General features: G+C 60.8%; 11 protein-coding genes. 6 read left to right on the plus strand and 5 right to left on the minus strand.

What is annotated here, in order from left to right; translation table 11 throughout:
- Positions 1-9: 9 nt before the first annotated feature.
- The 5 genes from ACA075_RS04215 to gatC all read right to left on the minus strand — a co-directional run bounded on the left by ACA075_RS04215 (position 10) and on the right by gatC (position 4895).
- The gene (locus ACA075_RS04215) at positions 10-1068 is read right to left on the minus strand and encodes a calcium/sodium antiporter (protein WP_497297407.1); all 1059 of its coding nucleotides are present in this window, start codon (positions 1066-1068) and stop codon (positions 10-12) included.
- A 50-nt stretch (positions 1069-1118) separates the two neighbouring features.
- Complete coding sequence (locus tag ACA075_RS04220) at positions 1119-1493, minus strand: septal ring lytic transglycosylase RlpA family protein (RefSeq protein WP_497297408.1); 375 nt, start codon at positions 1491-1493, stop codon at positions 1119-1121.
- A 190-nt stretch (positions 1494-1683) separates the two neighbouring features.
- Entirely contained in the window at positions 1684-3129 is a 1446-nt protein-coding gene (gene gatB / locus ACA075_RS04225) for an Asp-tRNA(Asn)/Glu-tRNA(Gln) amidotransferase subunit GatB (RefSeq protein ID WP_497297410.1), read from the minus strand.
- 10 nt (positions 3130-3139) lie between these two features.
- The gene (gatA, locus tag ACA075_RS04230) at positions 3140-4591 is read right to left on the minus strand and encodes an Asp-tRNA(Asn)/Glu-tRNA(Gln) amidotransferase subunit GatA (RefSeq protein ID WP_497297411.1); all 1452 of its coding nucleotides are present in this window, start codon (positions 4589-4591) and stop codon (positions 3140-3142) included.
- A gap of 16 nt (positions 4592-4607) precedes the next feature.
- Positions 4608-4895, minus strand: a complete 288-nt coding sequence (gatC, locus tag ACA075_RS04235; protein ID WP_007901429.1) for an Asp-tRNA(Asn)/Glu-tRNA(Gln) amidotransferase subunit GatC — start codon at positions 4893-4895, stop codon at positions 4608-4610.
- Positions 4896-5105: 210 nt separating this feature from the next.
- Between gatC and mreB the strand changes: the two genes are divergently transcribed.
- The 6 genes from mreB (at position 5106) to ACA075_RS04265 (ending at position 13955) form a co-directional block, all read left to right on the plus strand.
- Positions 5106-6143 carry a rod shape-determining protein MreB gene (gene mreB / locus ACA075_RS04240; RefSeq protein ID WP_002555108.1) on the plus strand — a complete coding sequence of 346 codons (1038 nt, stop codon included), beginning with the start codon at positions 5106-5108 and terminating at the stop codon, positions 6141-6143.
- A gap of 140 nt (positions 6144-6283) precedes the next feature.
- The gene (mreC, locus tag ACA075_RS04245) at positions 6284-7429 is read left to right on the plus strand and encodes a rod shape-determining protein MreC (protein WP_497299200.1); all 1146 of its coding nucleotides are present in this window, start codon (positions 6284-6286) and stop codon (positions 7427-7429) included.
- On the plus strand, positions 7429-7920 hold the full coding sequence (gene mreD, locus ACA075_RS04250) for a rod shape-determining protein MreD (protein WP_497297412.1): 492 nt from the start codon (positions 7429-7431) through the stop codon (positions 7918-7920). Before mreC ends, mreD begins: the two co-directional genes overlap by 1 nt.
- Before the next feature lie 44 nt (positions 7921-7964).
- Positions 7965-8561 (plus strand): Maf family protein, encoded by a 597-nt coding sequence (locus ACA075_RS04255; protein ID WP_497297413.1) that lies wholly within the window; start codon positions 7965-7967, stop codon positions 8559-8561.
- 57 nt (positions 8562-8618) lie between these two features.
- On the plus strand, positions 8619-10076 hold the full coding sequence (gene rng / locus ACA075_RS04260; protein WP_010463355.1) for a ribonuclease G: 1458 nt from the start codon (positions 8619-8621) through the stop codon (positions 10074-10076).
- Positions 10077-10151: 75 nt separating this feature from the next.
- On the plus strand, positions 10152-13955 hold the full coding sequence (locus ACA075_RS04265; RefSeq protein ID WP_497297414.1) for a YhdP family protein: 3804 nt from the start codon (positions 10152-10154) through the stop codon (positions 13953-13955).
- Positions 13956-13973 lie beyond the last annotated feature (18 nt).

Raw genomic sequence — 13973 nt, forward strand, 5'->3', positions numbered from 1 at the left:
TGTTATCGGTCACGGCATTTCCCTCTTGTGGTGTTGGCGACGCCAGGCGCGCAGCGACGTGAACAGCAGAAACGCCACCAGCGCCGGGAGGATGTAAAACAGCATCAGGTGTTCAAGCTTGCCGGCCAGGGGCATGCCGGTGGTGAACGACACCACGTGCAGACCGTAAGCCAGGTACAAACCCAGGAACAGCAGACCTTCGGCGCGGGTCACCCGGTAACCGGTGTAGAACAGCGGCAGGCACAACACCGCGACACCGAGCATCACCGGCAAGTCGAAATCCAGCGCATTGGGCGAGACTGACAGCGGCGAGGGCGCGACGAGCGCGGTCAGGCCGAGCACACCCAAGAGGTTGAACAGGTTGCTGCCTATCACGTTGCCCACGGCAATGTCCCGTTGACCGCGCAACGCAGCGATCAACGAGGTGGCCAGTTCCGGCAGGGACGTGCTGACGGCGACGATGGTCAGGCCGATGACCCGCTCCGACAGCCCTAGATCAGTCGCGACCGCCACGGCGGCCCCCAGCAACAAATGCCCGGCGTAGACCAGCATCGCCAGTCCGGTGACGATCATCAGCACGCTGCTGAACCACGGTGCTCGAAGTGTTCCGTCATGGGAGGGGGGGCGGGCCGAGTGTCGCGACTGGCGCAGCAGCAAGCAAAGATAAAGCGCCAGGGCGGCCAGCAGAATCATGCCGTCCACACGGTTCAGCTCTTCATTCCACGCCAGTAAAAACACCAGCAGGCTGGCGCCGATCATCAGAGGAATATCCAGGCGCACCAGTTGCCGCGAAACCCGCAGCGGAATGATCAGCGCCGAAAGCCCTAGGGTGACGAGGATGTTGAAGATGCTGCTGCCGATCACGCTGCCGACGGCGATGTCGGCGTTTTGCGCCAGGGTGGCTTGCAGGCTGACGGCCATTTGCGGCGCGCTACTGCCCAGGGCGACGATCGTCAGGCCGATGATCAGCGGCCGCACCTGCAAGCGCGCCGCGAGGCGCACGGCGCCACGGACCATCAACTCGGCACCGGCGATCAGCAACAGCAGGCCTCCGAGCAATTCAATCACGCTGATCAGGGGTAAATTGAAAAGTCCGAAAATGGTCGGGGCTCCGTCTGTTAATCGTCGAGGGCTTGCACGCGAACCCGCGCGGTGCCGCTACGGAGCATACCCAGTTGTTCGGCGGCCTCGTGTGAAAGATCGATCAGGCGCCCACGGGTGTGCGGCCCGCGGTCGTTGATACGGACCACGCAGGACTTGTCGTTATTCAGATTGGTGACCATCACCCGCGTGCCGAACGGTAACTGGCGATGGGCGGCGGTCAGGGAATTCTTATTGAAACGCTCGCCGCTGGCGGTGCGTTTGCCTTGGTGTTTTGCGCCGTAATACGAAGCCATGCCGGTTTTGTCGTAGCCGTGTGGATCGATGATGTCGTTGCTGGCGCAACCGGCCAGCAGAGCGAGCAGGGCGCAGGCACCCAGTAGACGCTTCATTTGAAAGCTTCCCAAAATAAATGTGGCGAGGGAGCTTGCTCCCGCACGGCCGCGAAGCGGTCGCAAATCGTTTGATGCATTCTTACTGAAAGAATGCGGTTGCCGATTTGGGTCTGCTTCGCAGACCAGCGGGAGCAAGCTCCCTCGCCACAGGGAATGGAGCCAGGCGTTAGATCTGGCTCCATCCCGGTCAGCCTTCGAGCTTGCTTTTCAGCAGTTCGTTGACCTGTTGCGGGTTGGCCTTGCCTTTGGAGGCTTTCATGGCCTGGCCGACGAAGAAGCCGAACATCTTGCCGCGTTTGGCTTCGTCTGCCGCGCGGTATTGCTCGACCTGCTCGGCGTTGGCCGCGAGCATTTCGTCCAGCACCGCCGAGATCGCGCCGCTGTCGGTCACTTGCTTGAGGCCACGCTTGTCGATGATCTCGTCCGCGCTGCCTTCGCCGTTAGCCATCGCTTCAAACACCACCTTGGCGATCTTGCCGGAGATGGTGTTGTCCTTGATGCGCAGCAGCATGCCGCCCAGTTGCTCGGCCGAAACCGGCGACTGGTCGATTTCCACGCCTTGCTTGTTCAGCAGGCTGCCCAGTTCAACCATCACCCAGTTGGCCGCCAGCTTCGCGTCGCCGCTGATGCTTACGACTTTCTCGAAGTAATCGGCTTGCTCGCGGCTGGTGGCCAGGACGCTGGCGTCATACACCGACAGGCCGAATTGTTCCTGGAAGCGCTCGCGTTTCTGCGGTGGCAATTCCGGCAGCGTGGCGCGCACGTCGTCGAGGAACGAGTTCTCGATGACCACAGGCAACAGGTCCGGATCGGGGAAGTAACGGTAGTCGTTGGCTTCCTCTTTGCTGCGCATCGGACGGGTTTCGTCCTTGTTTGGATCGTACAGGCGGGTCTGCTGGATCACTTTGCCGCCGTCTTCGATCAGTTCGATCTGACGACGCACTTCGCTGTTGATCGCCTTCTCGATGAAGCGGAACGAGTTGACGTTCTTGATCTCACAGCGAGTGCCGAACTCAACCTGGCCTTTCGGGCGGATCGACACGTTGCAGTCGCAACGCAGCGAGCCTTCGGCCATGTTGCCGTCGCAGATGCCCAGGTAGCGTACCAGCGCGTGGATGGTCTTGACGTAGGCCACGGCTTCCTTGGCGCTGCGCATGTCCGGCTCGGAGACGATTTCCAGCAGCGGCGTACCAGCACGGTTCAGGTCGATGCCGGTGGCGCCGTTGAACTCTTCGTGCAGGCTTTTACCGGCGTCTTCTTCCAGGTGCGCACGGGTGACGCCGACACGTTTGATCGTGCCGTCTTCCATGGCGATGTCCAGGTGGCCCTTGCCGACGATCGGCAATTCCATCTGGCTGATCTGGTAGCCCTTCGGCAGGTCCGGGTAGAAATAGTTTTTACGGGCGAACACGTTGTGCTGGCCGATCTCGGCATCAATGGCGAGGCCGAACATCACTGCCATGCGCACGGCTTCCTGGTTCAGCACCGGCAATACGCCAGGCATGCCCAGGTCAACCAGGCTGGCCTGGGTGTTCGGCTCGGAACCGAACGTGGTGGAGCTACCGGAAAAGATTTTCGACCGGGTGGTGAGCTGGGTATGAATCTCCAGCCCGATCACGACTTCCCATTGCATGTGTTTCTCCTCAGAAGCCGGTTGGGGTGCGGGTGTGCCAGTCAGTGTTCAACTGATACTGATGGGCAACGTTCAACAGGCGACCTTCCTGGAAATACGGGGCGAGCAGTTGCACGCCGACCGGCAGACCATCGACAAAACCGGCGGGCATGGACAAGCCCGGCAAGCCCGCGAGGTTGGCGGTGATGGTGTAGACGTCTTCCAGGTACGCAGCCACCGGTTCGCTGTTCTTGGCGCCGAGCTTCCAGGCCGGGTTCGGCGTGGTTGGGCCGAGGATAATGTCGACCTCATTAAAGGCAGCCATGAAGTCGTTCTTCACCAGACGGCGAATCTTCTGCGCCTTCAGGTAGTAAGCGTCGTAGTAACCGGCGGACAACGCGTAGGCGCCGACCATGATCCGGCGCTGCACTTCCGGGCCGAAGCCTTCGCCACGGGAACGCTTGTACAAGTCTTCGAGGTTCTTTGGATCTGCGCAGCGATGGCCGAAGCGCACGCCGTCAAAACGCGACAGGTTGGACGAGGCTTCTGCCGGAGCGATCACGTAGTACGCAGGAATCGCGTGCTGCATGTTCGGCAGGCTGATTTCCTTGATCACGGCACCGAGCTTTTCCAGCTCCTTGATGCTGTTGTGGATCAGCTCGGCAATGCGCGGGTCGAGACCGGCGCTGAAATATTCCTTCGGCACACCGATGCGCAGGCCTTTCAGCGAGTCGTTGAGGCCGGCGCTGTAATCCGGCACGGGCTCGTCGATGCTGGTGGAGTCATTGGTGTCGAAGCCGGCCATACCTTGCAGCAGGATCGCGCAGTCTTCGGCAGTGCGCGCCAATGGGCCGCCCTGATCGAGACTGGAAGCGTAGGCGATCATGCCCCAGCGCGAAACGCGACCGTATGTCGGTTTCAGACCGGTCAGGTTGGTAAACGCAGCTGGCTGGCGGATCGAGCCGCCGGTGTCGGTCGCTGTGGCGGCTGGCAACAGACGAGCGGCAACGGCCGCGGCCGAACCACCGGACGAGCCTCCGGGCACGTGTTCCAGGTTCCACGGGTTTTTCACCGGGCCGTAGTAGCTCGACTCGTTGGCCGAACCCATGGCGAATTCGTCCATGTTGGTCTTGCCCAGGGTCACGGCCCCGGCAGCAGCCAGCTTGGCAACGACGGTGGCGTCGTAAGGTGCTTTAAAGTTGTCGAGCATCTTCGAGCCGCAGCTGGTGCGGATGCCTTGGGTGCAGAACAGGTCTTTGTGCGCGATCGGCGCACCCAGCAGTGCGCCGCTCTCACCGTTGGCGCGGCGTACGTCAGCGGCTTTCGCCTGCTGGAGCGCCAGGTCTTCGGTGAGGCTGATGAAGCTGTTGAGCTGAGGATCGAGCTGGGCGATACGCGCCAGCAGGGTTTTGGTCAGCTCTTCGGAAGAAAACTTTTTATCGGCGAGACCGCGGGCGATCTCGGCCAGAGTCAATTGATGCATTGCAGGCTCTTTCCCTTTAGTCGATGACTTTCGGAACCAGGTACAGGCCGTTTTCGACCGCTGGTGCGATGGACTGATAGGCCTCGCGATGATTGGTCTCGGTCACGACGTCTGCACGCAGGCGCTGGCTGGCTTCCAGTGGGTGGGCGAGCGGCTCGATACCGTCGGTATTGACCGCCTGCATTTCGTCGACCAGCCCGAGAATGCTGTTCAGGGCTGAAGTAATGTGTGGAAGATCGGCATCATTGAGGCCAAGGCAGGCCAGATGAGCGATTTTTTCCACGTCGGAGCGTTCAAGCGCCATGGGAATCTCCAGTGGAAAACAGAACGGACGGCGTCCGTGTGTTAGATTGTCGGAACACTACCGCATTTCTACGGTCATAAGGCCGCGATTGTGGGGGTTGGTGCACAGAAAAGCGGCCAATTTAACATATTGGCGCCTTGCCCAAAATCCCTGTCGTTGTTAGAGTTTGCCGCACTTTTTTACCCACGCGTTGCCTAGGGTCCCTTTCCCATGTTCAAGAAACTGCGTGGCATGTTTTCCAGCGATCTTTCCATTGACCTGGGCACTGCCAACACCCTTATTTACGTGCGCGAGCGCGGTATCGTCCTGAATGAGCCATCGGTTGTGGCTATTCGGACACACGGTAACCAGAAAAGTGTCGTTGCTGTCGGCACCGAGGCGAAGCGCATGCTCGGCCGTACGCCGGGCAACATTGCTGCCATTCGTCCGATGAAGGACGGCGTGATCGCCGACTTCAGCGTCTGCGAAAAGATGCTGCAATACTTTATCAACAAGGTTCACGAAAACAGCTTCCTGCAGCCAAGCCCGCGGGTGCTGATTTGCGTTCCATGCAAATCCACCCAGGTTGAGCGTCGTGCCATCCGTGAATCGGCCCTTGGTGCCGGTGCTCGTGAAGTGTTCCTGATCGAAGAGCCAATGGCTGCTGCGATCGGTGCCGGCCTGCCGGTTGAAGAAGCGCGCGGTTCGATGGTGGTCGATATCGGTGGTGGTACCACTGAAATCGCGCTGATCTCCCTGAACGGTGTGGTTTACGCCGAATCCGTTCGGGTTGGCGGCGACCGCTTCGACGAAGCGATCATCACCTACGTGCGTCGCAACTACGGCAGCCTGATCGGCGAATCGACTGCCGAGCGCATCAAGCAGGAAATCGGTACGGCTTACCCGGGCGGCGAAGTGCGTGAAGTCGACGTTCGTGGCCGTAACCTGGCCGAAGGCGTTCCACGTGCCTTCACCCTGAACTCCAATGAAGTGCTGGAAGCTCTGCAAGAGTCCCTGGCCACCATCGTTCAGGCGGTGAAAAGTGCGCTGGAGCAATCGCCTCCGGAACTGGCTTCCGATATCGCCGAGCGAGGCCTGGTACTGACCGGTGGTGGCGCCTTGCTGCGTGACCTCGACAAGTTGCTGGCCCAGGAAACAGGTCTGCCGGTGATCGTTGCCGAAGACCCGCTGACCTGCGTTGCTCGCGGCGGTGGCCGTGCTCTGGAAATGATGGATAAACACACCATGGACTTGCTGTCGAGCGAGTGATCTCGCCCGATGCATCTATGCTGTTGAGCGCGCAGGCGGCACTTTGCAGTGCTGCCTGTTTGCGTTTACCTTCTGTCAGTCTGTATCCAGGCCGGTCTGCCGTATGAATAAACAAAACATTTGCCCGGGAGGAGCGGCTTATTAAACCGCTTTTCACCAAAGGGCCTTCACTGGGCGTGCGCTTGTTGGTGCTGGTCGTGCTATCGGTCGCGCTGATGGTGGTCGATGCCCGCTTCACACTGCTCAAGCCAGTGCGTAGCCAAATGTCGCTGGTGCTGATGCAGTCTTACTGGATCACCGACCTGCCGCAGCGGCTATGGCAGGGTGTGGCCAGCCAATTCGGCAGCCGTACCGAGCTCGTCGCCGAAAACGAAAAACTCAAGACCGAAAACCTGCTGTTGCAGGGCCGCATGCAAAAGCTTGCCGCCCTCACCGAGCAGAACGTTCGGCTGCGCGAGTTGCTCAATTCCTCTGCGCTGGTCAACGAAAAGGTCGAAGTGGCCGAGTTGATCGGCATGGACCCCAACCCCTTCACCCATCGCATCATCATCAATAAAGGTGAGCGCGACGGTGTGGTCCTCGGTCAGCCGGTGCTCGATGCCCGCGGCCTGATGGGCCAGGTGGTCGAGTTGATGCCTTACACCTCCCGTGTACTGTTGCTGACCGACACCACCCACAGCATTCCGGTGCAGGTGAACCGCAACGGTCTGCGAGCAATTGCCAGCGGCACCGGCAACCCGGAGCGCCTGGAGCTGCGTCACGTCGCGGACACGGCTGATATCAAGGAAGGCGATCTGCTGGTCAGTTCCGGCCTCGGTCAGCGATTCCCGGCCGGTTACCCGGTCGCGACCGTCAAGGAAGTGATTCACGATTCCGGCCAGCCGTTTGCCATCGTGCGTGCCGTGCCGACCGCCGCGTTGAACCGCAGCCGTTACCTGCTGCTGGTGTTCACCGACGGCCGTACCGCCGAAGAGCGCGCCAACGAAGCTGCCCAGGCGCAGGAAGCGCTGGACCAGCACGGTGGTGGGCCGATCATTCCGGCGACCGTGCCTAAACCCGTGCCGGCGACCGTGGTGGTGCCCGCCGCAGCCGCAGCCGCAGCCGCTGCGCCTGCCGCAACACCGGCAGTACCAGCACCGGCGGCAGCCCCGGCCAAACCTGCGGCCGCCAAGCCCCCCGCATCGCAACCTGCCGCAACCAAACCGCCGGCCACTCAACCGGCTGCGGTGAAGCCTGCCGCCAAACCGCCTGTCTCCGCGCCGGCTTCCACTGGGGGACGAGAATAATGGTCGGTGTTACCGCATCCCGAAATGGCTGGATGATCTGGCTGACGTTTGCCATTGGCATGCTGCTCAGCGTTTCACCGCTGCCGCAATTCATGGAAATCCTCCGTCCGCTCTGGCTGGCCTTGCTGCTGGCTTTCTGGGCGTTGTACTTGCCGCAGAAAGTCGGCATGGTCACCGCGTGGTGCCTGGGCCTGGCCGAAGACGTGCTGTACGGCACGTTGCTGGGCCAGAACGCGCTGATCCTGACCCTGATCACCTTCCTGGTGTTGTCGCTGCAACAACGCCTGCGCATGTTCCCGATGTGGCAACAAAGCCTGGTGATCCTGGTCATCTTCGGCCTCGCGCAGCTGGTTCAACTATGGCTGAGCGCCCTGACCGGCAATCGTCAGCCGACGTTGGCGCTGGTACTACCGGCCTTGGTCAGTGCATTGCTCTGGCCATGGGTCAGCTACGGTTTGCGCGGGTTGCGTCGACGCTACAAAATCAATTAATTCGGTCAGGCATTTGCCCATAACCTCGACAGGGAGATGTCTTGATGAAAGCGCTGTACCTCGCCTCAGGCTCGCCGCGTCGGCGTGAACTGCTCACGCAGATCGGCGTGCCGTTCTCCGCCATCAGCGCGGACATCGATGAAACCCCTTTAGCTCAAGAATCCCCGTCGGCCTATGTCGAGCGCCTGGCGCGCGGCAAAGCCGAGGCCGGGCGCGGCACCGTCGTGTCCGACGCCGATTTTTGCGTGCTGGGCGCAGACACCGCCGTGGTGCTCAACGGGAAAATTCTCGGCAAACCGGTGGACGAAGCCGATGCGTGCGCCATGCTTATGATGTTGGCCGGTCAGGAGCACGAAGTCTTGACCGCCATCGCGGTGCTTGACGGTGAGCGTTGTGAGTCCCGGGTAGTGCGCAGTCTGGTGCGCTTTCGCAGCATCGCTTGCGATGAAGCGGCGGCCTACTGGGCCAGTGGCGAACCCCGGGACAAGGCCGGTGGCTATGGGATTCAAGGACTGGGCGCGGTGTTTGTCGCCGGGCTCAATGGCAGTTACTCGGCGGTGGTTGGACTGCCGCTGTGCGAAACCGCTGAGCTGCTCGGCCATTTCGGCATACCCTGTTGGCAAACCCTTAACGCGCGCTAAGCGTCGTACTGACAAGATGCGGCCATTATCGTGAACATGCCTGAACGAGACCCTGCCATGAGTGAAGAGATCCTGATCAACATCACGCCGATGGAATCGCGCGTGGCGGTGGTCGAAAACGGTGTCCTGCAAGAGGTCCACGTCGAGCGCACGCAAAAGCGCGGGATCGTCGGCAACATCTATAAAGGCAAGGTCGTGCGGGTATTACCGGGCATGCAAGCCGCCTTCGTCGATATCGGCCTGGACCGCGCCGCGTTCATTCACGCCTCGGAAATATCCCTGCGCGAAGGCCCGGCGGTGGAGAGCATCAGCGCACTGGTTCACGAAGGCCAGAGTCTGGTCGTCCAGGTCACCAAGGACCCGATCGGTTCCAAAGGCGCACGCCTGACCACTCAGCTGTCGATTCCGTCGCGCTATCTGGTGTACATGCCGCGCACGGCCCACGTCGGCATTTCACTGAAGATTGAAGACGAAGCCGAGCGCGAGCGCCTCAAGCAAGTCGTCACCGATTGCGTGGCCAAAGAAGGCATCAAGGAGGCGGGCGGTTTCATCCTGCGTACCGCCGCCGAAGGGGCCGGCGCCGATGAAATCCTCATGGACATCCGTTACCTGCGCCGTCTCTGGGATCAGATCAACGAGCAGATCAAAACCATCGGTGCGCCGAGTGTGATCTACGAAGACCTCGGCCTGGCGTTGCGTACCCTGCGTGACCTGGTCAGCCCGAAGATCGAGAAGATCCGCATCGACTCTCGGGAAACCTTTCAGAAAACCACGCAGTTCGTCGCCGAACTGATGCCGGAAATCGCCGATCGTCTTGAGCATTATCCGGGCGAGCGGCCGATTTTCGACCTGTACGGCGTCGAAGACGAAATCCAGAAAGCCCTTGAGCGCAAAGTGCCGCTCAAATCCGGCGGTTATCTGGTGGTCGATCCGGCCGAAGCCATGAGCACCATCGACGTCAATACCGGGGCGTTCGTCGGCCATCGCAACCTCGAAGAAACCATCTTCAAGACCAACCTCGAAGCCGCGACCGCCATCGCCCGCCAGCTGCGTCTGCGCAATCTGGGCGGGATCATCATCATCGACTTCATCGACATGGAAGACGAAGAGCACCAGCGCCAGGTGCTTCGTACCCTCGAGAAGCAGCTGGAACGCGATCACGCCAAGACCAACATCATCGGCATTACCGAGTTGGGCCTGGTGCAGATGACGCGCAAGCGCACCCGCGAAAGCCTCGAACAAGTGTTATGCGAACCGTGCAGCAGCTGTCAGGGCCGCGGCAAGCTGAAGACGCCGGAAACGGTCTGCTACGAAATTTTCCGCGAAATCCTCCGCGAGGCGCGTGCCTATCAAGCGGAAGGCTATCGTGTATTGGCGAACCAGAAAGTCGTCGACCGTTTGCTCGACGAGGAGTCGGGTAATGTCGCCGAGCTTGAAGGATTTATCGGACGCACCATTCGGTTCCAGGTGGAAACCATGTATTCCCAGGAACAATACGACGTGGTGCTGCTCTGAATCGCTGTGTTTCACCCTTACTAGAACGGCTGGCCTCAGCTTTTTGCAGTATTTTTGCCATGGGAGCCAACTGACATGGAACGTCTGACACGCATTTTGGCCGCACTGACCCGCTGGGGTCTTGGCCTGTGCGCGTTGGTCCTGGTGTTGATGGCGTTGTACGTCAGCCTCGGCCGGGAGCTGACGCCTCTGGTAGCCGAATACCGTGCCGACGTCGAAACCAAAGCCAGCGCCGCGTTGGGCATGCCGCTGCAGATCGGCAAGCTGGAAGGCAACTGGAGCGGTTTCGCGCCGATTTTGCTGGCGCACGATGTGACGGTCGGCGAGGGCGCCAACGCCCTGCACCTGGATCAGGTGCGAGCGGTGCCGGATCTTTGGGAAAGCCTGCTGGCTCGCGAAGTGCGCATTGCCCACCTGGAACTCAACGGCCTGAAGATCAGCCTCAAGGAAGGCGCGGACGGTCATTGGGCGTTGGAAGGGTTGCCGGTGCAGCAGGACCAGCCGCTTGATCCGGAGCAATTGCTCAACCGCATGCAAATGGTCCAGCAGCTGTCGGTGATCGACAGTCAGGTGACTTTGCAACCGCTGGACCACCCGCCGCTGACCCTGACCTACGTTGGCCTGAACCTGAAAACCGGCGTCTCCCGCCAGCGCCTCGATGTCCGTCTTAATCTGCCCGACGGCCAACCGGTGGCCATGAGTGTGCACACGCGTATTCGCGCCAGCCAGTGGAAGGACGGCGAAGCCGAGGCCTACCTGAGCCTGCCGCAAAGCGACTGGTCGAAATGGTTGCCCGAACGGCTGACCAGGCAATGGAACTTCTCCGAGCTCAAGGCCGGTGGCGAGCTCTGGGTGAACTGGGGCAAAGGCGCGCTGCAAAGCGGCGCCATTCGCTTGAACGCGCCGCAACTCAAGGGTGCCTACGCCGAACGCAAGCCGATCCAGATCAACAATCTGGCGCTCAACGGTTATTTCCAGCGCAGCACCGAAGGCATGCTGGTGACCCTGGACTCTCTGGCCATGAACTTCGGCGAGACCCGCTGGGAATCGCACCTGCAACTTCGACAGACCGCCGCCACCGACAAGGCTGAAGAGCTTTGGCATCTGCAAGCCGACCGCCTCGATCTCACCCCGCTCACCCCGCTGATAAACGCCTTGGGGCCGCTGCCGGAAGGCGTTGCCACCGCGGTCGAACGACTCAAGGTGACCGGTGGGCTGCGTAATGTGCTGATCGATCTGCGCCCCAATGCCACCGATGACAGCAAGTTCAGCTTTGCTGCCAACCTCGATCAGGTCGGCTTCGACGCGTATCACGGCGCTCCGGCAGCGAGAAATGTCAGCGGCAGCATCAGCGGTGACCTCGGTCAGGGCGAATTGCGGATGGACAGCAAAGACTTTGTCCTGCACCTGGACCCGATTTTCGCCAAGCCATGGCCATACATTCAGGCCAACGCCCGGCTGACCTGGAAGCTCGACAAGGAAGGCTTCACCCTGATCGCGCCGTACCTGAAGGTGCTGGGGGAGGAGGGCAAAATTGCCGGTGACTTCCTGATCCGCCTGCATTTCGACCACACCCAGGAAGACTACATGGACCTGCGGGTCGGCCTGGTGGACGGAGACGGTCGCTACACCGCCAAATACCTGCCGACCATGCTCAGCCCGGCGCTGGACGAATGGTTGCGCACGGCGATTCTCAAAGGCGCGGTGGACCAGGGCTTTTTCCAGTATCAGGGCTCGCTGAACCATGGTGCTGCCGAGACGGCGCGCAGCATCAGCCTGTTTTTCAAGGTGCACGATGCCGAACTGGCCTTCCAGCCGGGTTGGCCACATGTCAGCAAGGTAACGGGTGATGTGTTTGTTGAAGACAGTGGCGTGCGGATCCTGGCCAGCAAAGGCCAGTTGCTCGACACTCAGGTTCGCGACATTTACGTCAATATTCCCCACGCACCGGAAGGTCAAAGCGTTCACCTGTTCCTCGACGGTGGGTTTTCCGGCGGATTGGGCGACGGCCTGAAGATTCTTCAGGAAGCGCCGATCGGCACCGCAGACACCTTCGCCGGTTGGGAAGGTGAGGGCGATCTGCAAGGCAAACTGAAGCTGGATATTCCGTTGGTCAAAGGCGAGCAGCCGAAGATTCTCGTCGACTTCAAGACCGCCAAGGCGCGGTTGAAGCTGGCCGAGCCTTCCCTGGAGCTGACGCAACTCAAGGGTGATTTCCGCTTCGACAGTGCCAAGGGCTTGAGCGGACAAAACATCACCGCGCGCGCCTTCGATAAACCGGTCACCGCACAGATTTTTGCCGATGGCAGCGCGGGCAACCTCAAGACCCGCGTCACCGCCTCCGGTCAGGTCGAGGTCAAGAAACTCACTGACTGGTTGAGCGTCACCCAGCCGTTGCCGGTATCCGGCCTGGTCCCGTATCAATTGCAACTGAACTTGGATGGCGCCGACAGCCAGTTGATGGTCAATTCCAGTCTCAAGGGCGTGGCGATCGACTTGCCGGCGCCGTTCGGCATGACCGCCGATGCCGGCCGCGACACCACGTTCCGCATGACTCTGCAAGGGCCGGAGCGGCGCTACTGGGTCAAATATGGTGAGCTGGCAGACTTCACGTTTGCGGCGCCGCCCGGCAATTTTTCCGACGGTCGTGGCGAGTTGTTTCTGGGCGGCGGCAGTGCCGTGCTGCCCGGCGCCAAAGGACTGCGAGTGCGCGGCGTGTTGTCGGAACTGGATGTAGGGCCGTGGAAGGGTCTGGCGGACAAGTACGCTGGCCAGGATCCGGGCGGCAGTGCCAAGCAGTTGCTCAGCAGTGCGGACTTCAAGGTTGGCAAGCTCAGCGGTGTCGGCACGACGCTCGATCAGGCGTCGGTGCAGTTAAACCGCAAACCGGCCGCGTGGGCTTTGCAACTCGACAGTCAACAGGTCAAGGGCAGCGCGAACATCCCCGATGCGAAAGGCGCGCCGATTGCGATCAATCTGCAAACCGTGCGGTTGCCGGCACCCGACCCGACGGTCCTCGCCGACGAAAACTCACCGGATCCACTGGCCTCGGTGGACCCGACCAAGATCCCGGCGCTGGATATCACCATCAATCAGCTGTTCCAGGGGCAGGACCTCGTCGGCGCCTGGTATCTGAAAGTCCGTCCGACTGCCAAGGGTATTGCGCTCAATACGCTGGACTTGGGCCTCAAGGGTATTTTGTTGCAGGGCAGTGGCGGCTGGGAGGGCATACCCGGCAGCTCCAGCAGTTGGTACAAAGGGCGGATCAGCGGCAAGAATCTTGCTGACGTGCTGAAAGGCTGGGGCTTTGCGCCGAGCGTCACCAGTGAAGAATTTCACATGGATGTCGACGGTCGCTGGCCCGGTTCACCGGCGTGGCTGGCCACCAAACGTTTCTCCGGCACCCTTGATGCCTCGTTGAATAAAGGCCAGTTCGTTGAGGTCGAAGGCGGCGCCCAGGCCCTGCGTGTGTTCGGCCTCCTCAACTTCAATTCCATCGGTCGTCGTCTGCGCCTGGACTTCTCCGACCTGTTTGGCAAAGGCTTGAGTTATGACCGGGTCAAAGGTCTGTTGGTCGCGACCAACGGTGTTTATGTGACGAAGGAACCGATCCTGCTGACCGGCCCGTCGAGCAACATCGAACTGAACGGTACCCTGAACCTGGTGGCCGACCAGGTTGACGCGAAACTGCTGGTGACTTTGCCGGTGACCAACAACCTGCCGATTGCCGCATTGATTGTCGGCGCACCGGCCATCGGCGGCGCGCTGTTCCTGATCGACAAGCTGATCGGTGACCGCGTGGCACGTTTCGCCAGCGTCAAATACACCGTCAAAGGCCCATGGAAAGAGCCGAAAATCACCTTCGACAAGCCTTTTTGAAAAGCCACTCTCCAGATC

The organism is Pseudomonas sp. LBUM1663 (genome assembly GCF_059695905.1).

Excerpts from the sequence above, each read along its gene's own strand:
- ACA075_RS04220 (WP_497297408.1), bottom strand. The coding sequence starts at position 1,493 with ATGAAGCGTCTACTGGGTGCCTGCGCCCTGCTCGCTCTGCTGGCCGGT.
- gatB (WP_497297410.1), bottom strand. The coding sequence starts at position 3,129 with ATGCAATGGGAAGTCGTGATCGGGCTGGAGATTCATACCCAGCTCACC.
- gatA (WP_497297411.1), bottom strand. The coding sequence starts at position 4,591 with ATGCATCAATTGACTCTGGCCGAGATCGCCCGCGGTCTCGCCGATAAA.
- gatC (WP_007901429.1), bottom strand. The coding sequence starts at position 4,895 with ATGGCGCTTGAACGCTCCGACGTGGAAAAAATCGCTCATCTGGCCTGC.
- mreB (WP_002555108.1), top strand. The coding sequence starts at position 5,106 with ATGTTCAAGAAACTGCGTGGCATGTTTTCCAGCGATCTTTCCATTGAC.
- mreD (WP_497297412.1), top strand. The coding sequence starts at position 7,429 with ATGGTCGGTGTTACCGCATCCCGAAATGGCTGGATGATCTGGCTGACG.
- ACA075_RS04255 (WP_497297413.1), top strand. The coding sequence starts at position 7,965 with ATGAAAGCGCTGTACCTCGCCTCAGGCTCGCCGCGTCGGCGTGAACTG.
- rng (WP_010463355.1), top strand. The coding sequence starts at position 8,619 with ATGAGTGAAGAGATCCTGATCAACATCACGCCGATGGAATCGCGCGTG.
- ACA075_RS04265 (WP_497297414.1), top strand. The coding sequence starts at position 10,152 with ATGGAACGTCTGACACGCATTTTGGCCGCACTGACCCGCTGGGGTCTT.